We start from the raw sequence: 21,812 nt of genomic DNA on the forward strand, positions 1-21,812 counted from the left end.
TTCAATTATCCGATTTGGCTTCTTCTTTTGCCTTACGCTTGAAACCTTTGCGGAATGGCCATGTATACGGCAAAGCTTCCAGGCCTTTATTCAAATTGTAAGTTGCAGAATCCGTATTCACCAAAGTGCTTCTCAGATCTTCTGCAAATTGCGGGTCATTCAAGAATACGCCAATGGCATTATCTTTTGAATTAAACTTTTCTGTTATCGTGTTCAAATCATTGGTCAGCTTTTCTGTATTTTCTGCAGAAGTCTTCAAGCTCGACATAGTTGATTTGATTTCGGTTACGATCGTCGTGTCAGTCACCAATTCATTGAATAAGTTGCCTTCCTGATTCAACTTAGAGGTAAACTTGTTCAAATCAGTCAGCATTCGATTGCTGTTGACTGAAGCTCTTTCCAGATTGAACAAGATAGATTTGAAATTTTGTGCCAGCAAAGAGTCTGTCATTACTGCCCCTACTATTCCTTCACCAGCCGCCAATTTGGAAGTTAAAGTTTTCAAATCAGCTGTGATTTCAACCAAGTTTTCATTGTTCACCTGAAGGGTTTCCATCATTTTATCGGTATCCAAAGGCATCACTGACTCCAGTCTATCTCCGTCTTGTACTGGCGGTGCCAGAGTAGTCCCTCCATAGATTACAATAATCTTATTCCCGATCAGTCCATCTGAACTTATTGTGGCTTTAGCGTCCTTCCGGATAAATTCAACCACGGCCTCTTCCACATTCATCTCAATCTCCACTTGGGAATCACCGTAAAAATTGATTTTACGTACTGTTCCAATCTTCACACCTGAAAACCAAATGTTATTTCCTGTCTGCAAACCTCCGATATCATCGAAAACTGCTTTCAAATGGATGGCTTTCACAAATTTCTTTTGCTGCCCTCCAAGGGTAAGAATACCTATGACCAAAATGGCAATGCCTATAAAAACAAAAATGCCAACTATGACTGATCGCTTATTTTCACTTTTCATGAATGAATAAAATTATAATCGTAAAATGATTTTACACGCTGATCATCTGCATGTGTAAAGACTTCTTCAAACGTTCCCATAGCCTTAAATTGACCGTCCAAAAGCACTGCCATTCGATCACCAGTATCTTTTGCACAAGTCAAATCGTGCGTGATGACAATTGATGAGGTATTAAAGCGCTCTTTCACTTCAATGATAAGATTATTGATTTCGCTACAGGTAATTGGATCCAAACCTGCTGTAGGCTCATCATAGAGCATGATTTCTGGGTTTAAAATCAATGTTCTTGCTACCCCAATTCGTTTCTTTTGTCCTCCTGATAGCTCTGAAGGCATTTGATTGATAGATTGAGGTAATCCTACACTATCCAGTAGCTCCTCAATTTTTTTGGTAATTTCTCCTCTCGTAAGGTTTTTCACATTTCGTACAAGCGGAAATTCCATATTTTCCCGAACTGTCATACTATCGTAAAGTGCTGAGTTCTGGAATGAAAAACCAATTTTCAAACGAAGCGCATTAAGTGCTTTTGTATTTAAGGTGGAGACTTCTTGCCCAAGCACTTGCATCATTCCTGCATCCTGACGCAATAGGCCTACCATTATTTTGATTAAAACAGACTTTCCTGAACCAGACTTACCAAGCACAACCAGATTTTCTCCTTTATGCAAATCCAAATCAACTCCCTGAAGTACTTTCAAGTCTCCGAATGACTTCTTGAGGCCTTTAATTTCTACGACTTTCTCTTCCATAGCTTACATTCCACGAATGGCATTTACAATTTGAAGTGAGAGCAACTCCTCAATGAAAATCAAAAACATCGAAATAACAACTGCTGAATTAGCAGCTTGACCCACTCCTTCAGTTCCTTTAGAAGAATTATAACCTTTATAACAACCTACAATTCCAATGGTGAAACCGAAAAGAATCGATTTCATCACAGATGAAAAGATGTCCAAAAAGGTAATTGATTCAAAAACCTGCACAAAGAAGGTGGACATACTCACCATCTCATTGGCATTGACACTTAGAAATGAACCCATCAAGGCTACAAAATCAGTGTACATAACCAAGAGAGGAATCATGAAAGTAGTAGCAAGAACTCTGGAAACCACCAGAAAATTAAATGGGTTTGTTGCCGAAACTTCCATGGCATCAATCTGCTCAGTTACTTTCATCGAACCAATTTCAGCACCTATACTTGAACCTACTTTTCCTGCTGCAATCAAGGCTGTCACCAATGGTCCCATCGCTCTTACTACGGCAATTGAAATCAAGGAAGGCAACCAGGAAGCTGCACCAAATTCAGATAGGGAAGGTCTCGATTGATTGGTAAACACCAGGCCAACTATAAATCCAGTCAATGAAATCAAGGGTAGTGATTCTACTCCGATTCTATAACACTGATGGATAACTTCTTTGAACTCATAGGGAGGTATAAATACCTCGCTGAAAAATCTTCGCACGAAACTCCAAGCATTCGCTAAGCCAGTAAAAAACTTATCAAATTTTTTGGATAGGAAGGGTTTTCTGTCGTCTTCTTTTTCGCTCATTGTATAATTTTGATGGCCCAAAAATACGGAAAATATTCAAAAGCCTCAGCCATATATTTTTCAAAAAAAAGATAATGAAGATGCCAATTTGTATTCTTGAAATTACTTTTTTAAATCCGAGTTTTACATAGATCAATTCATATGCCTAGTCCTCCGGATCGAAAAAAAATGTAAAAAAAGAAAATATTTTGTCGTCAAAAAAATGCTCTTTTTCGTGAAATATCAACTCCGAAAAAAGGGAAAGAACAGCATAAATTTTCCTCAAAATTTAAGTCATAAATGCATGTTGAATGATCGATAAAAACTGTGTTTCATGGGCTTAATTAAATCAACTTTTCGCATCCCTTTTTTTCCAAATAAATAGATTTCACATTCCTTTTCTCACTCTTCAAATTCAAGTAAAAAGTAAGTCAAACTCACCTTTTTCAATTGGTGCGGTTATTGTATTTTTTTAATTCATTCTTTATCCGGTTTGTTTTTTTGATTTTATCAGTTGACTGGATAAAATTCTGATTTAAGAATAAAAGCATAGATTTTTTATATTTTTAGTCAAGTCTAATTTTTTTAGCCTAACCTTATTTTGTTAACCCTAAAAGAGACTTATAATTCTTTAAATCAATATTTTAATAATATTTTATTGAAGTGATTTGGAGGAAGCATATTTCCAATTTTCAGACTGGTGAAGGAAATTGCTTTAGATGAAAAAATAGGCTCTATTTAGTAAAATACTGAGAAGATACTCACCAGAAAGCTAATTTGGCCTGGAATAAAAATTCATAACTATTCCAAATTTAAGTGAAAAAACAAAAGTAATTAGTCTTCTCCTCCCCTACTTTAATCGGGAATAATCTCTCAATTAAAATGTATCTCCCGAAATGAAAAATAGGATGAAATCATGAGTCGATAGATCCATAAAAATTATTGAATTCATTATTAATTTGATCTTGAAACAAAGTTCGATTAACCTCCTTTTACTAGACTGATTTCCCAGAAAAAATATAGATGAATTACACCTCTTCCTTCGATCCAATTTTTCAATATTATTAATCTAAAATAGTACCGATCTTTACTCTGTCTTTTATAAATTATACTTTCTTGACAGTTCAGATTCTTCCCTATTCTGTAAATAAAATTCCCCACCCTATGAAAAATTTTCTACTTCTTCTATTTCTACTTCTTAGTTCAACTTTAATCACAAATGCTCAAAATTCTTATGATCCAGAATTAGCAAAGCAACTGGGGGCCGACGAATATGGAATGAAAAAATATGTGATCGCATTCCTCTATCGAGGGGATCGAATTGCAGAATATTCAGCCGAGGAACGTGCGGAATTTCAGAAAGGGCACCTGGCAAATATCACTCGATTGGCGACCGAAGGGAAGCTTGTTTTAGCTGGTCCATTTTTCGGAAATGAAGAACTTCGAGGGCTGTTTTTTTTCAATGTGGAAAGCATAGAAGAGGCCGAAAAACTAACCGCAACTGATCCTTCCATTCAGGCAGGAATTCTCCGAATGGACATGAAAGAATGGTATGGGTCTGCCGCACTGCCACTACTGCTGGAGTTGCATGCGAAGATCGCTAAGGAAGCTATTTGAGGAAACACTTAAGTCCGGATTTTCTGAGACCATTTTCGAAAATCCTATAGTGGATAATCAATGGTTTAAATCGTCAATTTTCTTAAAAAAATTTAGAATAGTGAGAAAGATAATTTATCTGTCAGCAGCTCTAAAGCTTTGATGGCTTTTACTGAGTTTCCTTTATCATTCAACTCTGGACTCCAGACGGCGATGCTGAATTTGTGTGGCATCACAGCTGCAACCCCTCCACCTACCCCACTCTTGCCTGGCAATCCTACTCTGTAAGCAAATTCACCTGCTTCATCATAAAACCCACAAGTCAACATCAGCGCATTGATACGTCTTGCGCTACTCTCAGAAATAATCTGTTGCTTGGCAAAAATCGAAAAACCATCGTTGGCTAAAAAAGAGAAAGATTTTGCCAAGTCAACACAACTCATCTCAATAGCACATTGGGAAAAATATACCTCCAATACCTCGTCAATGTTATTATTAAAATTCTTGTATGATTTCAGAAAATAAGCTAAAGCCGTATTACGCTCCCCATGCTTAAATTCCGAACTCTTGACATCGCCATTGATTTTCACGCAGGTCTCACCAGCAAGTTCATTGATAAACTCTGTGATCTGCTGGATTGGCTTTTCAAATTTACTACACAGCGCATCTGTGATCACCAAAGCTCCAGCATTGATAAATGGGTTTCTAGGAATTCCTTTTTCGTATTCTAGCTGAGCAATTGAATTGAAAGGATCCCCACTAGGCTCTACATTCACCCGAGACCATAGTTTATTGTTAAACACATTGAAAACCATGGTTAGCGTATGGACTTTGCTGATACTTTGGATCGAAAAGGGTACTTGATAGTCACCGACACCATAGACATTCCCTTTCAAATCAACTAAGGCAATTCCGAACTGATCAGGGCTCACTGTCGCCAATTCAGGAATGTAATCCGCCACTTTCCCCCGTTGGTTTTCCTCCTGTACTTCTTGATACACCTCTTCTATTATTTGCTTATAGTCCATCACGGTAAATTGGTTAAATTCTTAAGACTTGAAAAGTATAAGCTTTAAGAATTGAGTTTTTTAAGAATTAGTTCTTTTATCTTACCCCTATTGACCGTAAGTCAACAAGGGTTTAAAATAAATACCCAATTTTCTTATGTATATAAATTTTTTATATATTTGACTTCATTAGGTAAAATAACTCGATGTCAAATAACAACCTCATCAAAGGCAGTCTTCAAACCATCATCCTCAAACTTCTGGAGGAGAACGAACGCATGTATGGCTATGAAATCACCCAGAAAGTGAAGGAACTTACAGCTGGCGAAATCAAAATCACAGAAGGGGCTCTTTATCCCGCTCTCCATAAACTCGAGGCAGAAGGCTTATTGTCCACCGAAATAGAGCAAGTAGATAATCGAGTGCGGAAATACTACAGTCTAACGAAGTCCGGGAAAACTGAGACTGCAACCAAAATGTCCGAATTGCATGCATTCGTGGAGAATCTGCAGCGAATCTTAAATCCAGGTGTAGAACCAAAACTGGGGATCTAATGGAAAGAAGAGTTTTATCAGCGAGTGAACTGACCGAAGTTCAAAAAAGCATTATGCGCAAAGAGATTTCTTCTGCAGAGATTCTGATGGAAATCTATGATCACTACATCAGCCATCTTCAGGAGTTTTCTGAAGAGCAATTCAGTAGAGAGCTATTCGAGTTGGATCAGAAGTTCAGCTATGGTTATTGTCATGCCTTGCAATCAAAATTCAACAAAGAAGCCAAAGCCGACATAGCCAAAACCCAGTGGATGGTCATCCAAAAGTATTTCTGCGGCTCCAGATGGCTGTTTTTAGCAGGGATCTTGGTTCTTGTGTTTTACATTTCCACTCAGACAAGAAGCCAACAAGAGCTTGGAATACTTTTATTGTCACCCTTGATTCTGTTGGTTTTTGCCAACTTCGCTTTCGATTATCAAAACTTCAAAAAGCTCAGACCAATTAAAAAAACCTTCAAGGGAATAGGCATCCCGATCTACTCCTCGCTAGCACGACCAATCTCAGAAAGAATATATTTACCAGTATTGCTGGCCCAAGTTTTAGTATATCTTCCGAAAATCATATTCCCTAATCTGGAACTTGCTCCTTTTTTATCAGCACTTGCAGGGATGATTACAGTCTTGCTCACACTTTATGCTATTTCTCTTTTGGAAGTCTGGAAGATCAAATCTAAAACTGCTTTGATATGAGCTTATCCACGAATCAAATCAACCAAATCCAGTCTTCTTTAGCATCCGGTAATATCTACTATGATGATATCAAGGATGAACTAGTGGATCACCGAGCTAGCGCTATTGAAAGGGATATGGAAGAAGGCCTAACTTTTGAGCAAGCCATGAGTAACCAGCTCAAGAATTTCAATGAATCGAAATTCCAACGAGAAATTTTGCTTCATACCCATCTTGGAATGCTGAAAAACATTTTCCAAGAGATGGGCAACTTCCGGATTTTATTCAAAGTGCTCCTGATGACTTTGGTAATTGTAGGATTTATGAATCTTTTTGCAGCCGAAAACCCAGCGTATTCAGAGACTTTACTCAAGGTCTCCATGATGATTGCGATTACTTTATCAGCGATCCTAGGCTTATTTAGTACACGCCTAATGAGAAATTCGCAAGTGATGGCTGCCGGAAACACCCTATTTCTAATGGGAAGCCTAAGTCAATATTTCCTCCGCTTGGAATGGCTACAGTGGACTGGGTTTTCTGATCAGGTCTTATTACATGGTCTAACTTTCTGGTTTTGTCTGATTCTGACGGCCGGTTTTAGGTTATTGGCAAATCGAATTACTAAAGTTCAAACCATATGAAACTCTCCACAGACCAAATCACTACCCTCAAAAAACTGATTTCCTATAAAGGATACCCAGAGATTGATCTACAATACGAGATCTTAGATCATGTGGCTTGCAAGGTGGAAGTGATGCTTGAGGAGAATCCTAAACTTTCCCTAGACGATGCCTTTCGAAAAGTGCATACAGAGTTTGGAATATTTGGATTCTTAGATTTAGCAGAATCCTACAAAGCGAGCATTAGAAAGAGGTATAGAGGGTATTTTATAGAAGAGTTTATCCAACTATTCACTAGCTACAAAATCATATTTCCGCTATTCTTTGGGTTTTTGATCTATTGGATAAGTAAAAATGATCAGCTTTTCGGACTAGACTGGAATGTACAGATTTGGATTGTTGCTTTCTTTTTTATTGGCCTGATTTTTAGCCTAGTTCAGTTTCGCAAAGATTATAAACAATACAAGAATTATGTCTCGTTTACCAATTCTTTTGAGGCTTATGGTATTTTAAACTTTCTCCTACAACTGAATTTTCAAGGGATTATTCATTTTGATAAAGAAATTCCTACTGAATTTGATTTATCAAGCATTCTTTATTGGATCTGTTTGACCGGGACTTTTATTAGCTTTTTTGCGATTATAATTCTACCCTTTGTTTTGAATAGAGCCACTGAGGATACCAAAAAGCTCCAAGCGATATACGAAGGATAAACTCCTATTTAAAATGGAATTATCAAAAACCAAAAAGAATTCTAAAACCCGATTCAATTCACGGTATTTCAGACTTTTAACCTTAGACTTTACAATTCGATAACCTTACTCCAAAATTTTATTTGTACTTTTGCAGCCTCAATAAGCAAAGCATGTTAAATATTCGGAATATCGCGATTATCGCACACGTTGACCACGGCAAGACTACACTCGTGGATAAGATCATTCACGCTTCTAAAATCTTCAGAGAAAATCAGCAATTTGATGATTTGATCCTGGACAGCAACGATTTGGAGCGAGAGAGAGGAATCACTATCCTTTCCAAAAACGTATCTGTACGCTACAAAGACGCTAAAATCAATATTATTGACACGCCTGGTCACGCCGATTTCGGTGGTGAAGTGGAGCGTGTATTGAAAATGGCCGATGGTGTCATCCTTTTGGTGGATGCATTTGAAGGTCCAATGCCTCAAACCCGATTCGTATTAGGTAAAGCCCTGGATTTGGGTTTGACTCCGATCGTAGTAGTAAACAAAGTAGATAAAGAAAACTGTCGTCCAGACGAAGTGCATGAGGCAGTATTTGACTTGATGTTTAACTTGGACGCAACTGAAGATCAATTGAACTTCCAGACGCTTTACGGTTCTGCTAAGCAGAATTGGATGGGACCGGATTGGAAAAACCCTACGGATTCTATCATTCCACTTTTAGATGCTATTTTAGAGCACATCCCAGCTCCAAAAATTGACGAAGGAACACTTCAGATGCAAATCACCTCTTTGGATTATTCCAGCTTCGTAGGTCGTATCGCGATCGGTCGAGTGAAAAGAGGAACAATTAAAGAAGGCCAGCAGATCGCTTTAATGAAAGCAGATGGTTCGGTTAAAAAAATGAAAGTAAAAGAACTTCACGTGTTTGAAGGTCTAGGTAAATTTAGAGTAGAAGAAGTTTTAGCAGGAGATATCTGTGCTGTGACTGGTATTGAAGATTTCGAAATTGGTGATACTATTTCAGATGTAGACAATCAGGAAGCACTTCCAAGAATCTCCATCGATGAGCCTACGATGAATATGCTTTTCACAATCAACAACTCTCCTTTCTTCGGTAAAGAAGGAAAGTTTGTGACTTCCCGTCACCTAAGAGATCGATTGATGAAAGAAACTGAGAAGAATCTTGCCCTTCGCGTAGAGTCTACAGACTCTGAAGATAAATTCTTGGTTTATGGTCGTGGTATCCTTCACTTGTCTATTTTGATCGAAACGATGAGAAGAGAAGGTTACGAACTTCAGGTAGGCCAGCCTCAAGTGATTTTCAAAGAAATTGATGGCGTAAAATGTGAGCCAATCGAAACCTTGGTAGTAGATGTACCTCAAGAGACTTCAGGTAAAGTAATTGAACTTGCCACTCAGCGTAAAGGTGAATTGCTAATCATGGAGCCTAAGGGCGACTTGCAGCATTTGGAGTTCAGCATTCCTTCCAGAGGTTTGATTGGATTAAGAAATAATATGCTTACTGCGACGCAAGGTGAAGCAATCATGAACCATAGATTTACCGCCTATGAGCCTTTCAAAGGCCCTATCCCGGGTCGAGTAAATGGATCATTGATCTCTATGGAAGGCGGACAGTGTACTGCCTATGCAATCGATAAGCTTCAGGATAGAGGAACCTTCTTCGTAGATCCAGGAGATGAGCTATATGCAGGTCAAGTTATCGGAGAAAACTCCCGTGACAATGACATCGTAGTGAACGTACAGAAAGGAAAGAAATTGACTAACATGAGAGCTTCCGGTTCTGATGATAACGTCAGAATCATTCCTGCCAAAAAATTCTCCCTAGAAGAGTCTATGGAATACATCCAAAAAGATGAGTATTTAGAAATCACTCCAAAATCCATGCGGATGCGAAAAATCTACTTGGACGAAGGTGAAAGAACAAGAATGGCTAAGAAGGATTCTTAAATCAGCCGAGCTATAATTCAAAAAAACCCTCAGACGAAAGTTTGAGGGTTTTTTTTTGAATTTTTAAATAACTTTTAGGTTTAATATTCCGTCATTCACCTTAAACTAAATGGACTAAGTCTATATGAAAATTAAAATTTTAACCTCTCTCCTATTATTTACTTTCTTTTTCATTGGTTATGCTCAAAGCAATTTAGATACCTTATTCTTGACAGATGGTGAAACAAAGGGAGTAAAGATCATCGAAGTAGGAAAAGATGAAATAAAGTACTCGTATCCTAATGAAACGACAGTATATTCAATCAATAGGTTTTTAGTGGAAAAAATAAAATTTTCAAGCGGCAGAGAAGAGATTATTGAAATCCCTTTTAAAGAAGTAAATGGGCTGAATGATGTAGATCAAGTTTTTGTCACCTATAATCCGATCGAGATAAATGGATTATTGAACCTAGGGGAACTTTACAGTAAGGCTACTGGAGTAACTGTATTTTCAAATATGTCAAATGTAAAAAATCGCTCGTTGGATAAAATGAAAACTGAAGCTTCCATGATAGGAGCTAACGTCGTATTAATTTCAAATGCACAATCTCGGGGAAACTATTACGGAAATGAAAACTCCCCAAGTCAGTCTACCCAAACTGTATTTTTTGGACAGGCATATACTTCAACTCCTATAAATGTGGAACAACTCAGTAAAGTACTTCAGGGTTTAAAATTGGTTCACCACCAGACTCACTCCCTCAATAGAAATGATTTTAGCCCAAAATCAGAAATATCGTTAAGATATGATGAAAATCGTAAACCGGTAATCAATCAAATTACAAACTTAGAAGTGCAAAACGGTAGACTCTATGCAAGTATTAAAGGTTTCCGCTCTAAAACCGATGAACTCGAAGTGATCAGATTTCAAGATGGAATTTTAACCATTATGGAAAAGCATAAAAACAGCGTCATTAACTATATTTTTTATACTGAAGGAAGTGACTTCATGAAAAGTGTTCAGACAATCTTGTAGCGCATATTAAATATCAGGTCCAAAAACCCTCAGACGAAAGTTTGAGGGTTTTTTTTATCTTTGAAAACTCCTCCACGGAGAAAGCTACAATCAAATGAAATCAAGAAGACATTTTATAAAAACACTAGGAGTAGCAGGTGCTGCTTCACTCCTTCCAATCTCTACAATCGCAAACGATATGGCAAAGCAAAAAATGATTCACCAGGTATATTTCTGGCTACACGATAAAAATAATACACAGGAGTTTTTAACAGAAGCTGTTCCTATGCTAGGAAGATGTAAAAATGTTGGGAAATTCATTTCAGGTGTGCCCGCAGCCACTGAGGATCGAGATGTTGTGGATCATAGCTTCCAAGTCTCCTGCACCATATTTTTCGACAGCTTAGAAGATCAACTTGCCTATCAGTCAGACCCACTTCATTTGGAATTCATTGAGAAATATTCCTCGATGTGGAGCACTGTAAAGGTTTACGATATTGCTATCTAATAAACCCTTTACCTGACTTTCATCGTAAGTACCTCCTACACAATCAATCATCGAATATGAAGCAAGTGAAGTGGATTCTAGGTTTAGTGTTGGTAAGCTTTTGGGCATGTGATCCAAAAGAAGATCCAGTTCCAAACCCAACAGCCGACGTAGTAAAAGATGCGATCTACAAGTCAATGGAAGAGTGGTATTTCTGGAATAACGAACTTCCAGCTGCGCCTGATGCATCCAAGTTCGATTCCAATGAAGCCTATTTAGATGCCATTACATTTAAGCCATTAGATCGTTTTTCTTACCTCACCACCCAAGAAGCGTTCAATAATTCATTTGTAGGAAGAAATGCTGGACACGGATTTGGATTTGCTTTTGATTCAGAGGAAAAGCTTTTCCTCAGTTTTGTATTTAGTGAAGCTCCTGCAGGAAAAGATGGTTGGCAGCGAGGTTGGGAAATTATAGGAATCAATGGAAAATCTATTCCTGAATACAAGACTGCTTCCGGCGGCTATGATTTTAAACTGGGCACTTCTGATCCGGGAATCTCTAACACTTTTACATTCAAACTTCCTGATGGAAGTACTACTACTCGAACGAATGTAAAGGCAGAATATCAGTCCAATTCCGTCCTGCATCAGGAAATTCTGGAGGTCGGAGCTAAGAAAGTTGGCTATTGGGTTTATCAAAGTTTCAAGGCAACTGCAGGACTTTCTCCAACCAGCAGTAATGAAGTAAAAAGCTCCATGGAGTTTTTCCAAGCTGGAGGCATCAATGAATTGATTATCGACCTGAGATATAATGGTGGCGGATCAGTTGCAGTAGCCGAGCAAATTATGAATAACCTTATTCAAGCTGCAAATAGTAATAAGCTGATGTACACTAATAAGCTGAATTCGCTGAAAACCTCTCTTCAAACAACTGAGAATTTTAAAAAAATTGGAACTTTGAATTTAAGTCGAGTAATCTTTATTACTTCCAGAGGTTCAGCATCGGCTTCAGAATTAGTCATCAACAGCTTGGATCCTTACATGGATTTGGTTTTGATCGGTGATAACACCTTCGGTAAACCAGTGGGTTCTTTTCCTCTTTCCAGATACAATAGAACGTTGGTAGAAAATAATGTAGAATTAGTACCAATCACTTTTGCCACAGCAAATTCCCAAGGCAAAGCAGAATATTTTGATGGATTCCCTGCTGACTTCGCTGTAGGAGATTCTCCTCAATTCAATTGGGGGGATTCTCGCGATTTGAGATTTGCCGCAGCACTTCAATACATCCAAAATGGAACTGTAAGTGGTCGAATGGCAAACACCTACTACCGACCTAAATGGGAAATGATCGATGCCTTCAAAGGCTTGCAACAGGAGTTTCCTGCATACTAAAACAAAAAAATCCCGACTCATTGATGAGTCGGGATTTTTTTTTGACCGTCTTATTTGTTTGGAATTATTTCTTATGCCTTTCGATCAAAACCTCCATCACTTCATCCAGTTCAATTTCTTTTGCCTCAAGCAAAACCAAGTAATGAAAAAGCAAATCAGCCGCTTCACCTAGGAACAAATCTTTGTTGTCATCCTTCGCTTCAATCACAATCTCCACAGCCTCCTCTCCCACTTTCTGGGCTATTTTATTTATTCCTTTGGCAAAAAGTGATGCCGTATAGGATTGGTCTGACGGATTGTTTTTCCGGTCTTTGATGATGGCACGAAGCTGATCGATAAAACCGGTTTTGGAAGAATTGATCTCATTAAAACAAGTATCCGAACCCGTATGACAAACGGGCCCAAGTGGGTTTGCTTGAATTAGAATTGAATCTCCATCACAGTCTCCAGCCATACTTACCAATTCCATGAAATTACCGGAGGTTTCTCCTTTTGTCCAAAGCCGCTCTTTACTTCTGCTATAAAAAGTAACTTTTCCTGTTTCTTTGGTTTTTGCCAATGCAGCCTCATTCATATAACCCTGCATCAAAACTTTGCCGCTAAGCGCATCTTGTACGATTGCCGGGACTAGACCATTCATTTTATTAAAATCTATGTTCATATTTTCTTCTTCTAAAATTGACATTGCACTTACATCTTAAGATAGCAAAACAGATAAATTTAAGATGTGGCTAAAGCCAAGATATCTTACGAAGTTTATCTTATAATATATTGCGGAGCATATCTTTCTATCCGCTTTAATAAGCTAATTATTTCCTAATACTAATCCCCTCCCTATCCAAATAACTCTTCAAACTTGGAATCGGAATCTCCTTGAAGTGGAAAATACTCGCTGCCAAAGCTGCGTCCGCTTTCCCGAAGGTAAACACATCTTTGAAATGGGCCATATTCCCCGCTCCACCTGAAGCAATCACAGGAATACTCAGCATGGAAGAAATCTCAGCCAAAATTTCATTCGAAAAACCAGCCTTCGTTCCATCATGATCCATGGAAGTCAACAAGATTTCACCGGCTCCTCGATCGCAAACTTCCTGAGCCCAAGCCTGAGTTCGTAGTAAAGTCGCTTTTCTTCCACCATGCGTATGCACAAAATCAATCCCGTCCACACTTCGGGTATCAATTGCTACCACAATACATTGAGAGCCAAACTCAGCTGCCATCTCATTGATAATTTGAGGATTGTGAACAGCCGCAGAATTGATGGAAATCTTATCAGCACCGGCATTCAACAAAACCTTCACATCCTCAATCGTAGAGATTCCTCCACCTACGGTAAAAGGGATATTGATTGCTTTCGCCACTTTAGTGACTAATTCTGCCAAAGTCTTCCGCTTGTCCACGGTAGCAGTGATGTCCAAAAACACCAATTCATCCGCTCCCTCATCGGAATAGATCTTCGCCAACTCCACCGGATCGCCTGCATCCCGCAACTCCACAAAGTTGACTCCTTTGACCGTACGGCCATCTTTGATATCCAGGCAGGGGATGATTCTTTTGGTTAGCATGCTATTGAAAAATTGGAAAATTGAAAGATTGGAAAATTAAGGTTATGGTTGGAAATTGATAACGTGGTAAGGTTGAATTCTCTCATCGATTTACAGTCTTGATACTTATACAAAACTTGCCAGCTCTTCCAAACTCACTCTGCCCTCATAATAGGCTTTACCTACAATCGCACCATAAACTCCAATTTTTTCCAATTCTTCTAAGTCCTTCATGGAAGAAACTCCTCCACTCGCAATTAACTTCAAACTTGGAATCTCCTGAAGAATTTCTTGGTACAAATCTACTGAAGGCCCCTGAAGTAAGCCGTCTTTAGCAACATCGGTACAGATCACATAGCTAATTCCTTTTGCTACATAATCCTTGATAAATGGAATCAAATCCACTTTGGTGGTCTCTTCCCAACCTCCGACAGCGATCTTTAGATCCTTGGCATCAGCACCAAGAATAATTCGATCAGCCCCATAATTTCTAATCCATTCCTGAAAAAGAACCGGATTCTTCACTGCAATACTTCCTCCAGTCACCTGGCTTGCTCCCAATTCAAAGGCCTTTTCGATTTCTTCATTGGCTTGAATTCCGCCACCAAAGTCCACTGTCAGACTAGTCTGCCTACAAATCCCCTCTAAAACAACTCCGTTGACAATCTTTTTAGCTTTTGCCCCATCCAGATCAACTAAATGAAGTCGAGTAATCCCAGCTGCTTCGAATCGCTTCGCCATTTCGACAGGATTATCGTGGTATTCTTTTTTACTGGAATAGTCGCCTTGGCTGAGTCGGACGCATTTACCTCCGATAAGGTCGATTGCTGGAATGATGTACATCAATTAGAAAATTGAAAGATTTGAAAATTGAAATATTGGAATAAGTCTAAGTCATGAATGATAATTTTCGATTTTAGCCAAATTAGAGGCTAAGAAAATTAGCCAGCAACTTCTCCCCGACCAAGCCACTTTTTTCCGGGTGTGCCTGTATCGCATAATAATTATCCCGATGGAGCATGGCTGAGAAATCATGGATATAATGTGTGCTGGCGATCGTTTCAGGAGCCAATTCCGCATAGAAACTATGCACGTAATACACAAATGGATTTTCAGGGAGATCTTTCAAAAGCGGGTTATCTGCCAAGTTTTCGAGTTCATTCCAGCCTACATGAGGCACTTTAAATTCCTGAGAATTCTCTGGAATAAACTTTTTCACTTTCACCGGAAAGACTCCTAGACATTCGGTATCGTTTTCTTCCGAATGTTCACAAAGCAACTGCAAACCCAGACAAACTCCCAAGAAAGGCTGCTTTAGCTCCTTAATCAGCGTATCAAGATTTCGGGCTTTCAGATACTTCATCGCCGTGCTCGCTTCCCCCTGTCCTGGAAAAATCACCTTGTCTGCCGCCCGGATTTGATCCGGATCATCGGTCAATACAGCATCCGCACCCAATCGCTCCAAAGCGTAGAGGACGGATTGCACATTTCCGGAATTGTATTTGATGACTGCTATTTTCATTTTTTTATGTCCGATGACCGATGTCAGTTGACCGATGCACATCCGACATCGGTCATCGGACACCCGGCTTTATTTCAACTTATTAGGCCTTTGACTTCTTTTCCAATAACATCTCCTCCAACACCTTTTCTATTTCAGGCAAGGAATCAAAAAGCTGCTCCAAACTATCGACGATAAAGTAGCGATCCTGGAATTTATCTTTCCAATAGCTCTGATTCATAATCGTGCGCACGTCGTAAGGAAGATGTAAAGGTTCCTCAGAAAGGCTAAACTTCGTCTCTCCTGCCGAACTTAAAATTCCAGCGCCGTAGATTTTCAATTCCCCATCTTCTCGAATCAAGCCAAACTCAATCGTAAACCAATAAATCCTACTCAAAATATTGATGGCGTAAGGATCCTTGATATGCTTGAGTGCAATGCCGGAAATCTTCTCCAAAAATCCAGTGTAATGCGGATTTGTCAAAAGGGGCATATGCGCAAAGGCATCATGAAACATATCCGGCTCCTCCAAATAATCGAGTTGCTCCATTTTGCGAAGCCAAGTCGAAGAAGGAAAACGCTTATTATTCAACAATCCAAAGAACAAATCATCATCGATCAACCCTGGAACTACCTGAACTTCCCAACCGGTTGTATCTGCTAGAATTTTGTTCAATTTCTCAAAATTGGCTATCTCATCTGCATTAAACTTTACAATGTCCACGCCTTCCAAATAGGCCTTGCAAGCGGCTTTGGGAAGATTTGGCATTTGGCGCTCAAAGAGAATCTTCCAAACTTTAAAATCCTCACCAGTGTAAGCAGCGTAATCCTGCCTGAGGTCCTGCAATCTGGGGTCAGTAAAGACCCAGTCTTTCGGTTTACTATTCATTTTTATTTGGGTTTATATCTTATCAACTGTTCTCAAGTCATGAAGTTTATGAAACTAAAAAGGCCTAATCCAATTTGGAATAGGCCTTTATATTTTTTACCAAAAACACATAGTCATCCTATCCCTTCATTGAAGACGATAGTGAGAATGATGTACGAAAGTTCGTGGTGTTGGATTCATGATACTAAAGTAAGCATGTAAAAGAGGATCAGCAATATTATTTTTATAAAAGGTCGAAATTTCAAATGCTTTTTTGAAAAAGCACTTTTAAGAAATGGGCTTACCAAATTCTTGGTAGATCAATTCCTGAACTTTTGGAGAAAGTAATCCCTTCGGAATGCGTAATTTTTTATTTTGGAACCATCTTGAAAGGGTACGTGCAGAAATCCCGTATTCATCAGCCACTTGCTGTCTAGTTTTTACTTTTTGTTTCATAAAAAAATTACTCAAATGAGACATAATATCATTCTAATTTGGAGATTTAAACTAAATAGAAAATTAATGTTATCAAACTCATTTTTTAAGAAAAAACTCTAATTAAGGTCAGTTAAACTAGTTTTGTCCGATTTTGTCCGATTTTATCCTGTTAAAAAAAATTAAAAATCTCCAAATTGCTGTATAGCAATTAATTAATCGAATAGAAATGAAGAAATTAAGATTAATTTTCGTCCTGACCTTAATTTTGTTTTTCAATCTGAAATTCAACTTTGAGCAATCATCTTTCCACACCTCATATCAAACACAAGCACAAGAAAATGAATTCATTTGGGGATATCAGCTAATGTGGGAGCCTTGTTCCCAATGGTGGGATATTGACCACAAGATTTGTAGAGAATCTGGAGGAGGTTATTGTCAAGCTAGTGCACAAACACTTTGCCCTGGACCACCATATTTTACTTGATTTTTATAAAATGAATATCAAAAAAGAAAATCTCTGCATTCTTTTGGTTTTAGTATTTCATTTTTCTTGCTCTAAAAAAAAAGATGAGGAAAAAACTGAAAATACAAATAATATTAGTCCTATCTCAATTAAAATAGAGTTGGATAAAATTCAACAAGCAACATTCTCCACTTTATTTGAATCCATAGAATATGTTTTTCTTGAGTCTAATGATTCAGTTCCTCTAGTTGGAAACATGAAAACCCTCATAAAAAATGACTTCATTTATATTGAGGATAATGAGTTGAACAACCTACACAAATTTAATTTAAGAGGAGAACTGAAAACAATTTTTAAATCCACTGGAGATGGACCTGGCCAATTTCGGCAAATTGAAGATTTTCAAATTAAAGGAGATACTGTTTTAATTTATGATCGTGTATTAGGAAAAATTTTATTTTTTAACCTTGAAGGTAAATTTTTAAGAGAGAATCTCGAAAAAAATGGGGCTACAAATTTCCATGTTGGAAATAATTTTACTCTTCTTTTTTTTAGTGGTTATTCAAATTCTGATGGTAATATTTTTATGAGAAAATCAGATAATTTGATCCGTGAATCATTCTTTAAACTACCAGAGAAAAGCAATCAGGGAGGTGTACGGCTTTTACACGGCTTTGTGTCAAATGAAAAAACGAAAGAAGTCTCCATTACAATACCCTACACATATCAGATAGCCACTTTGGATTCATTGGGTTACTTGAAAAATTTGAAAAAATTTGATTTTCTTAAAATTCCACAACCAAACCCTGGAGAAACTTACTACCAACCAGAAAAAATTAACGTTTACTTTCCTTTCCATAATTTTTATTGGGTTTCTCAATTCTTTAATAGGAAAGGATATCATTTTATGGTTAATGAAAATAACGAGGTGGAGTTTTCAGCTAAAAATTTAGTCAATGATATAGACGGAATTAATTTTTTCTTTTATCCAATATCAAAAACCGAAAATCAACTTGTTTTTTATTCACATTCGACATTTATCTATGACCTTTATCAAAGGTCTAAAAACAGAATAACTGAAAAATCTCCTAAAACCAATATTCATGAATTTATAAAAAAACATGACGAAGAATTAACTGATGACAGACATGTAATGATATTTTTAAACTTCAAAAATCGATTAATAGATAATTAATTAAATTCCAGATTGGTTTAGTAAAATATTACCACAAAAAGAGGTCACCTCTGTGGTAATATTAAAAAAATCAGAATGAGGCTAATCCAACTTTGTATACGGCCTCATTCTTTTATTTTAAACTCATAATCAATACTATTTTTACAAAAGGTCGAAATTTTTACGCATTGCGAAGCTTTGTCTAATCCATGAAGCTAATCTAGCGCTTTGCGCAAAATCCAAGGTCTGCTGACCATCAGAATAGGCTTTCTCCGGAATCTCATGCGATTCATAGATGATTCCATCCGCTCCCGCCATCACTCCGGAAAGTGCCATCTGAGGTACATATTCGCGGATTCCAATTCCATGCGAAGGATCCACAATCACCGGTAAGTGCGACTTGGCCTTCAAAATCGGTATGGCATTCAGATCCAATGTATTTCGGGAAGCTCGCTCATAAGTTCGGATACCTCGCTCGCAAAGAATCAGTTTTTCATTTCCTCCGGAGAACACGTATTCTGCCGATTGAAGTAATTCCTCGATCGTTCCGGAGATTCCCCGCTTGATCATCACAGCCTTATCCACCTTGCCCAATTCATCCAAAAGGTTAAAATTCTGCGAATTTCGCGCTCCTACCTGATAAACATCCACATACGGATACATTTCTTCGATTTGGGAAGTTTGCATTACCTCAGTGACAATCTTGATCCCAGCAGCAGAAGCGATATCATACCAGAGTTTCAATCCCTCCAATCCCAAGCCACGGAAGGCATAAGGCGAACTTCTTGGCTTAAACACTCCACCACGCATCATTTTGATATCGTTGTCCACGCAGTGTTGCACAACTTTACGTATTTGCTCCTCAGACTCGATGGAACAAGGACCGGTGATAATGGCCATTTCTCCGTCTTTGATAAATACATCGTCACCCAAATCCACCGAAGTCGGCTTGGCTTTCCATTTCTTAGAAACGAGTTTGTACTCATCAGAGACCACATGAATATCCGAGATTCCGTCCATTTGGCCGATTTTTCGGATATCAAAATCGTTTTTCCCGATTCCGATCAGGTAGTCACCTAATTGCGTTTTGACCTCGGTAGTTTTATAGCCTATGCCATTTACTTTGGCAATCAGTTTTTCCTTTTGTACTTCGGAAATATCAGGCTGAAGTTGAATAATCATAATTAGTTGATTACAGATTGAATGTATTGCTGAATATCAGCATCCAAGTTGCTTGAGTTTTTAACTGTCTTGATAAAGGCCGATCCGATGATCGCTCCATTGCCATACTTAGAAGCTGTGCTGAATGATTCAGCATCAGAAATTCCAAATCCGATTAGTCGGGGATTTTTGAGATTCATTGCTTGAACCCGTTCAAAATAGGCGATTTGCTCTTCACTGATTCCAGTTTTTGCTCCGGTGATGCTATTGGAAGAAACCATATAGATAAAGCCATTGGTATGGGAATCAATTTCCCGGATTCGTTTTTCACTTGTAGCAGGCGAGATCAAGAAGGTATTTACTAAACCATAGTCATCGAATAGGGTTTTGTAGTCCTCCAAATATTGTTGCATCGGAAGATCGGGGAGGATTAATCCATCGATCCCTACTTCTTTGCATTTTTTACAAAACTCTTCCATCCCAAACTGCATGATTGGATTTAAATAACCCATCAAAACCACTGGAACATGGATTTTGGCACGAAAGCCTACCAATTGATCAAACAGCTTTTTAAGACTCATCCCGTTTTCCAAAGCGGCTAAGTTACTTTCTTGAATCGTAGGACCATCCGCGATGGGATCAGAATAAGGAACCCCAATCTCAATGATATCTGCTCCTCCTGCCTGAATCGCCTCCATTGTCGGAAGGGTATCTTCCAATTTTGGAAAACCCGCAGTAAAGTAGATCGAGAGTACCCGCTCCTTTTTGGTATTGAATAAATAGTGTATTCGGTTCATTTTTTTAGGTATTGAAAAATTGAAAGATTGGAACATTGAAAGATTCGAAATTCAAACCTAGCCGGATTAGCATACAGCATTTATATTCAATGTTCTCCCTTCATTATTTAGAAATTCAGGACTCTTCAATCTGGATTGGAGTTCAAAATGATTTCGTAAATCTGAAATCATAAATCATAAATCAATAGTTGCCCCATTTAATATACGTCTCTAGATCCTTGTCACCTCGACCAGAGAGATTAATCACGATCACATCGTCTCGGCGGTATTCGATTAGATTCAAGGCATGAATCGCATGCGCAGTCTCAATTGCCGGAATGATACCCTCCATTCGGCTGAGTTCGATTCCTGCTTTCATCGCATCTTCATCCTCCACAGCCACAAATTCTCCCCTACCGATGTCAAACAAATGTGCATGTACAGGGCCGATTCCTGGATAATCCAATCCTGCCGAAATACTATGTGGTTCGATCACCTGTCCATCTTCAGTCTGCATCAACAGTGTTTTCGATCCATGTAAAATCCCGGGAGTACCCAAAGCTGTGGTTGCTGCCGATTTCCCTGAAGTCACACCTAGACCAGCTGCTTCTGCGGCGATCAGCCGAACTTCCGGAGTATTGTAATAATGATAAAATGCACCAGCAGCATTACTCCCCCCGCCCACACAAGCAATTACTAAATCAGGGTTCTCTCTTCCTTCTTTTTCTTTTAACTGCCATTTGATTTCCTCCGAAATTACCGATTGGAATCGGGCAACCATTTCCGGATAAGGATGAGGTCCTACCACCGAACCGATGATGTAATGAGTCCCAACAGGATCATTGATCCAAGCACGCATGGCTTCATTTGTAGCATCTTTAAGTGTCTTCGAACCGGAAGTCGCAGGCACTACCTTCGCTCCAAGGATTCTCATACGCTCTACATTTGGTCGCTGACGCTGAATGTCCAACTCTCCCATGTAAACGGTGCAATCCATTCCCATTAAAGCACAAACCGTCGCAGTAGCTACGCCATGTTGACCAGCACCCGTTTCCGCAATAATTCGTTTTTTACCGAGCTTTTTGGCTAAAATAATTTGACCGACGGTGTTATTCACCTTATGTGCTCCTGTGTGGCAAAGATCCTCTCGCTTAAAGTAGATTTTAGCACCGTACTTTTCTGACATCCGCTTCGCGAAATACAAAGGAGTCGGTCTACCAACGAAATCTCGAAGAAGCATTTGAAACTCTTCCTGAAACTCCGTAGTGGCGACGATCGCCTCATAATTTTCTCTCAGCTCTTCAATATTTGGATGCAGCATCTCAGGAATGTACGCCCCTCCAAATTTCCCATAAAAGCCCTTTTCATCCACTCTGATCATATTC

General features: G+C 38.6%; 24 protein-coding genes. 11 read left to right on the top strand and 13 right to left on the bottom strand.

What is annotated here, in order from left to right:
• Position 1: 1 nt before the first annotated feature.
• From BVC88_RS04790 to BVC88_RS04800, 3 genes are read right to left on the bottom strand one after another with little or no spacing between them, the layout of a single operon-like run.
• Positions 2-979: an MlaD family protein gene (locus tag BVC88_RS04790; RefSeq protein ID WP_075349529.1), complete on the bottom strand. Its 978-nt coding sequence runs from the start codon at positions 977-979 to the stop codon at positions 2-4.
• Entirely contained in the window at positions 976-1,728 is a 753-nt protein-coding gene (locus tag BVC88_RS04795) for an ABC transporter ATP-binding protein (RefSeq protein ID WP_075349530.1), read from the bottom strand. The genes BVC88_RS04790 and BVC88_RS04795 overlap by 4 nt, the downstream gene beginning before the upstream one ends.
• Positions 1,729-1,731: 3 nt before the next feature.
• Positions 1,732-2,529 (bottom strand): MlaE family ABC transporter permease, encoded by a 798-nt coding sequence (locus BVC88_RS04800; protein WP_075349531.1) that lies wholly within the window; start codon positions 2,527-2,529, stop codon positions 1,732-1,734.
• 1,143 nt (positions 2,530-3,672) lie between these two features.
• On the opposite strand from BVC88_RS04800, the gene BVC88_RS04805 reads away from it, so the two are divergent.
• A complete protein-coding gene (locus BVC88_RS04805; protein ID WP_075349881.1) occupies positions 3,673-4,125 on the top strand; it encodes a YciI family protein in 453 nt (150 codons plus the stop codon).
• Positions 4,126-4,217: 92 nt separating this feature from the next.
• Here BVC88_RS04805 and BVC88_RS04810 read toward each other — a convergent pair whose 3' ends face one another.
• Positions 4,218-5,132 (bottom strand): glutaminase, encoded by a 915-nt coding sequence (locus BVC88_RS04810; protein WP_075349532.1) that lies wholly within the window; start codon positions 5,130-5,132, stop codon positions 4,218-4,220.
• 185 nt (positions 5,133-5,317) lie between these two features.
• Between BVC88_RS04810 and BVC88_RS04815 the strand changes: the two genes are divergently transcribed.
• The 8 genes from BVC88_RS04815 to BVC88_RS04850 all read left to right on the top strand — a co-directional run bounded on the left by BVC88_RS04815 (position 5,318) and on the right by BVC88_RS04850 (position 12,502).
• Positions 5,318-5,665 carry a PadR family transcriptional regulator gene (locus BVC88_RS04815; RefSeq protein ID WP_075349533.1) on the top strand — a complete coding sequence of 116 codons (348 nt, stop codon included), beginning with the start codon at positions 5,318-5,320 and terminating at the stop codon, positions 5,663-5,665.
• Positions 5,665-6,354, top strand: coding sequence for a hypothetical protein (locus tag BVC88_RS04820; RefSeq protein WP_075349534.1), 690 nt, complete (start codon positions 5,665-5,667; stop codon positions 6,352-6,354). The genes BVC88_RS04815 and BVC88_RS04820 overlap by 1 nt, the downstream gene beginning before the upstream one ends.
• Positions 6,351-6,974: a hypothetical protein gene (locus BVC88_RS04825; protein ID WP_075349535.1), complete on the top strand. Its 624-nt coding sequence runs from the start codon at positions 6,351-6,353 to the stop codon at positions 6,972-6,974. The genes BVC88_RS04820 and BVC88_RS04825 overlap by 4 nt, the downstream gene beginning before the upstream one ends.
• Entirely contained in the window at positions 6,971-7,666 is a 696-nt protein-coding gene (locus tag BVC88_RS04830; protein WP_075349536.1) for a hypothetical protein, read from the top strand. Before BVC88_RS04825 ends, BVC88_RS04830 begins: the two co-directional genes overlap by 4 nt.
• A gap of 152 nt (positions 7,667-7,818) precedes the next feature.
• Positions 7,819-9,624, top strand: coding sequence for a translational GTPase TypA (typA, locus tag BVC88_RS04835; RefSeq protein WP_075349537.1), 1,806 nt, complete (start codon positions 7,819-7,821; stop codon positions 9,622-9,624).
• 124 nt (positions 9,625-9,748) lie between these two features.
• Positions 9,749-10,639: a hypothetical protein gene (locus BVC88_RS04840; protein ID WP_075349538.1), complete on the top strand. Its 891-nt coding sequence runs from the start codon at positions 9,749-9,751 to the stop codon at positions 10,637-10,639.
• A gap of 94 nt (positions 10,640-10,733) precedes the next feature.
• Positions 10,734-11,126, top strand: a complete 393-nt coding sequence (locus BVC88_RS04845) for a Dabb family protein (RefSeq protein ID WP_075349539.1) — start codon at positions 10,734-10,736, stop codon at positions 11,124-11,126.
• Positions 11,127-11,182: 56 nt separating this feature from the next.
• Positions 11,183-12,502 (top strand): S41 family peptidase, encoded by a 1,320-nt coding sequence (locus tag BVC88_RS04850; RefSeq protein ID WP_075349540.1) that lies wholly within the window; start codon positions 11,183-11,185, stop codon positions 12,500-12,502.
• Between the two features lie 64 nt (positions 12,503-12,566).
• Here BVC88_RS04850 and hisIE read toward each other — a convergent pair whose 3' ends face one another.
• The 6 genes from hisIE to BVC88_RS04880 form a co-directional block, all read right to left on the bottom strand.
• The gene (hisIE, locus tag BVC88_RS04855; protein ID WP_217694742.1) at positions 12,567-13,187 is read right to left on the bottom strand and encodes a bifunctional phosphoribosyl-AMP cyclohydrolase/phosphoribosyl-ATP diphosphatase HisIE; all 621 of its coding nucleotides are present in this window, start codon (positions 13,185-13,187) and stop codon (positions 12,567-12,569) included.
• Positions 13,188-13,311: 124 nt separating this feature from the next.
• Positions 13,312-14,067, bottom strand: a complete 756-nt coding sequence (hisF, locus tag BVC88_RS04860; RefSeq protein WP_075349541.1) for an imidazole glycerol phosphate synthase subunit HisF — start codon at positions 14,065-14,067, stop codon at positions 13,312-13,314.
• A gap of 105 nt (positions 14,068-14,172) precedes the next feature.
• Complete coding sequence (gene hisA / locus BVC88_RS04865; protein ID WP_075349542.1) at positions 14,173-14,889, bottom strand: 1-(5-phosphoribosyl)-5-[(5-phosphoribosylamino)methylideneamino]imidazole-4-carboxamide isomerase; 717 nt, start codon at positions 14,887-14,889, stop codon at positions 14,173-14,175.
• Between the two features lie 82 nt (positions 14,890-14,971).
• Positions 14,972-15,568, bottom strand: a complete 597-nt coding sequence (gene hisH / locus BVC88_RS04870) for an imidazole glycerol phosphate synthase subunit HisH (protein WP_075349883.1) — start codon at positions 15,566-15,568, stop codon at positions 14,972-14,974.
• 82 nt (positions 15,569-15,650) lie between these two features.
• Positions 15,651-16,436, bottom strand: coding sequence for a phenylalanine 4-monooxygenase (locus BVC88_RS04875; protein ID WP_075349543.1), 786 nt, complete (start codon positions 16,434-16,436; stop codon positions 15,651-15,653).
• Positions 16,437-16,703: 267 nt separating this feature from the next.
• Positions 16,704-16,871, bottom strand: coding sequence for a helix-turn-helix domain-containing protein (locus BVC88_RS04880; protein WP_175574375.1), 168 nt, complete (start codon positions 16,869-16,871; stop codon positions 16,704-16,706).
• Between the two features lie 208 nt (positions 16,872-17,079).
• Between BVC88_RS04880 and BVC88_RS21120 the strand changes: the two genes are divergently transcribed.
• Positions 17,080-17,337 carry a hypothetical protein gene (locus BVC88_RS21120; RefSeq protein WP_139316527.1) on the top strand — a complete coding sequence of 86 codons (258 nt, stop codon included), beginning with the start codon at positions 17,080-17,082 and terminating at the stop codon, positions 17,335-17,337.
• Positions 17,338-17,347: 10 nt separating this feature from the next.
• On the top strand, positions 17,348-18,511 hold the full coding sequence (locus tag BVC88_RS04885) for a 6-bladed beta-propeller (protein ID WP_075349545.1): 1,164 nt from the start codon (positions 17,348-17,350) through the stop codon (positions 18,509-18,511).
• Between the two features lie 141 nt (positions 18,512-18,652).
• Here BVC88_RS04885 and BVC88_RS04890 read toward each other — a convergent pair whose 3' ends face one another.
• The 3 genes from BVC88_RS04890 to trpB form a co-directional block, all read right to left on the bottom strand.
• Positions 18,653-19,672, bottom strand: a complete 1,020-nt coding sequence (locus tag BVC88_RS04890) for a bifunctional 3-deoxy-7-phosphoheptulonate synthase/chorismate mutase (RefSeq protein WP_075349546.1) — start codon at positions 19,670-19,672, stop codon at positions 18,653-18,655.
• A 2-nt stretch (positions 19,673-19,674) separates the two neighbouring features.
• Positions 19,675-20,448: a tryptophan synthase subunit alpha gene (gene trpA, locus BVC88_RS04895; RefSeq protein ID WP_075349884.1), complete on the bottom strand. Its 774-nt coding sequence runs from the start codon at positions 20,446-20,448 to the stop codon at positions 19,675-19,677.
• A 181-nt stretch (positions 20,449-20,629) separates the two neighbouring features.
• Positions 20,630-21,808, bottom strand: a complete 1,179-nt coding sequence (gene trpB, locus BVC88_RS04900) for a tryptophan synthase subunit beta (protein WP_075349885.1) — start codon at positions 21,806-21,808, stop codon at positions 20,630-20,632.
• Positions 21,809-21,812: the final 4 nt, after the last annotated feature.

Source organism: Algoriphagus marinus (genome assembly GCF_001936475.1).
Lineage (GTDB): Bacteria > Bacteroidota > Bacteroidia > Cytophagales > Cyclobacteriaceae > Algoriphagus > Algoriphagus marinus.

What these genes read in the sequence shown, in the direction of transcription:
- BVC88_RS04885 (WP_075349545.1), top strand. Translation starts at nt 17,348, where the DNA reads ATGAATATCAAAAAAGAAAATCTCTGCATTCTTTTGGTTTTAGTATTT.
- BVC88_RS04820 (WP_075349534.1), top strand. Translation starts at nt 5,665, where the DNA reads ATGGAAAGAAGAGTTTTATCAGCGAGTGAACTGACCGAAGTTCAAAAA.
- BVC88_RS04875 (WP_075349543.1), bottom strand. Translation starts at nt 16,436, where the DNA reads ATGAATAGTAAACCGAAAGACTGGGTCTTTACTGACCCCAGATTGCAG.
- BVC88_RS04805 (WP_075349881.1), top strand. Translation starts at nt 3,673, where the DNA reads ATGAAAAATTTTCTACTTCTTCTATTTCTACTTCTTAGTTCAACTTTA.
- BVC88_RS04890 (WP_075349546.1), bottom strand. Translation starts at nt 19,672, where the DNA reads ATGATTATTCAACTTCAGCCTGATATTTCCGAAGTACAAAAGGAAAAA.
- BVC88_RS04825 (WP_075349535.1), top strand. Translation starts at nt 6,351, where the DNA reads ATGAGCTTATCCACGAATCAAATCAACCAAATCCAGTCTTCTTTAGCA.
- BVC88_RS04790 (WP_075349529.1), bottom strand. Translation starts at nt 979, where the DNA reads ATGAAAAGTGAAAATAAGCGATCAGTCATAGTTGGCATTTTTGTTTTT.
- BVC88_RS04810 (WP_075349532.1), bottom strand. Translation starts at nt 5,132, where the DNA reads ATGGACTATAAGCAAATAATAGAAGAGGTGTATCAAGAAGTACAGGAG.
- trpB (WP_075349885.1), bottom strand. Translation starts at nt 21,808, where the DNA reads ATGATCAGAGTGGATGAAAAGGGCTTTTATGGGAAATTTGGAGGGGCG.
- hisF (WP_075349541.1), bottom strand. Translation starts at nt 14,067, where the DNA reads ATGCTAACCAAAAGAATCATCCCCTGCCTGGATATCAAAGATGGCCGT.
- hisIE (WP_217694742.1), bottom strand. Translation starts at nt 13,187, where the DNA reads ATGTCAATTTTAGAAGAAGAAAATATGAACATAGATTTTAATAAAATG.
- trpA (WP_075349884.1), bottom strand. Translation starts at nt 20,448, where the DNA reads ATGAACCGAATACACTATTTATTCAATACCAAAAAGGAGCGGGTACTC.
- typA (WP_075349537.1), top strand. Translation starts at nt 7,819, where the DNA reads ATGTTAAATATTCGGAATATCGCGATTATCGCACACGTTGACCACGGC.
- BVC88_RS04815 (WP_075349533.1), top strand. Translation starts at nt 5,318, where the DNA reads ATGTCAAATAACAACCTCATCAAAGGCAGTCTTCAAACCATCATCCTC.
- hisH (WP_075349883.1), bottom strand. Translation starts at nt 15,568, where the DNA reads ATGAAAATAGCAGTCATCAAATACAATTCCGGAAATGTGCAATCCGTC.
- hisA (WP_075349542.1), bottom strand. Translation starts at nt 14,889, where the DNA reads ATGTACATCATTCCAGCAATCGACCTTATCGGAGGTAAATGCGTCCGA.
- BVC88_RS04800 (WP_075349531.1), bottom strand. Translation starts at nt 2,529, where the DNA reads ATGAGCGAAAAAGAAGACGACAGAAAACCCTTCCTATCCAAAAAATTT.
- BVC88_RS04845 (WP_075349539.1), top strand. Translation starts at nt 10,734, where the DNA reads ATGAAATCAAGAAGACATTTTATAAAAACACTAGGAGTAGCAGGTGCT.
- BVC88_RS04840 (WP_075349538.1), top strand. Translation starts at nt 9,749, where the DNA reads ATGAAAATTAAAATTTTAACCTCTCTCCTATTATTTACTTTCTTTTTC.
- BVC88_RS04850 (WP_075349540.1), top strand. Translation starts at nt 11,183, where the DNA reads ATGAAGCAAGTGAAGTGGATTCTAGGTTTAGTGTTGGTAAGCTTTTGG.
- BVC88_RS04830 (WP_075349536.1), top strand. Translation starts at nt 6,971, where the DNA reads ATGAAACTCTCCACAGACCAAATCACTACCCTCAAAAAACTGATTTCC.
- BVC88_RS04795 (WP_075349530.1), bottom strand. Translation starts at nt 1,728, where the DNA reads ATGGAAGAGAAAGTCGTAGAAATTAAAGGCCTCAAGAAGTCATTCGGA.
- BVC88_RS04880 (WP_175574375.1), bottom strand. Translation starts at nt 16,871, where the DNA reads ATGAAACAAAAAGTAAAAACTAGACAGCAAGTGGCTGATGAATACGGG.
- BVC88_RS21120 (WP_139316527.1), top strand. Translation starts at nt 17,080, where the DNA reads ATGAAGAAATTAAGATTAATTTTCGTCCTGACCTTAATTTTGTTTTTC.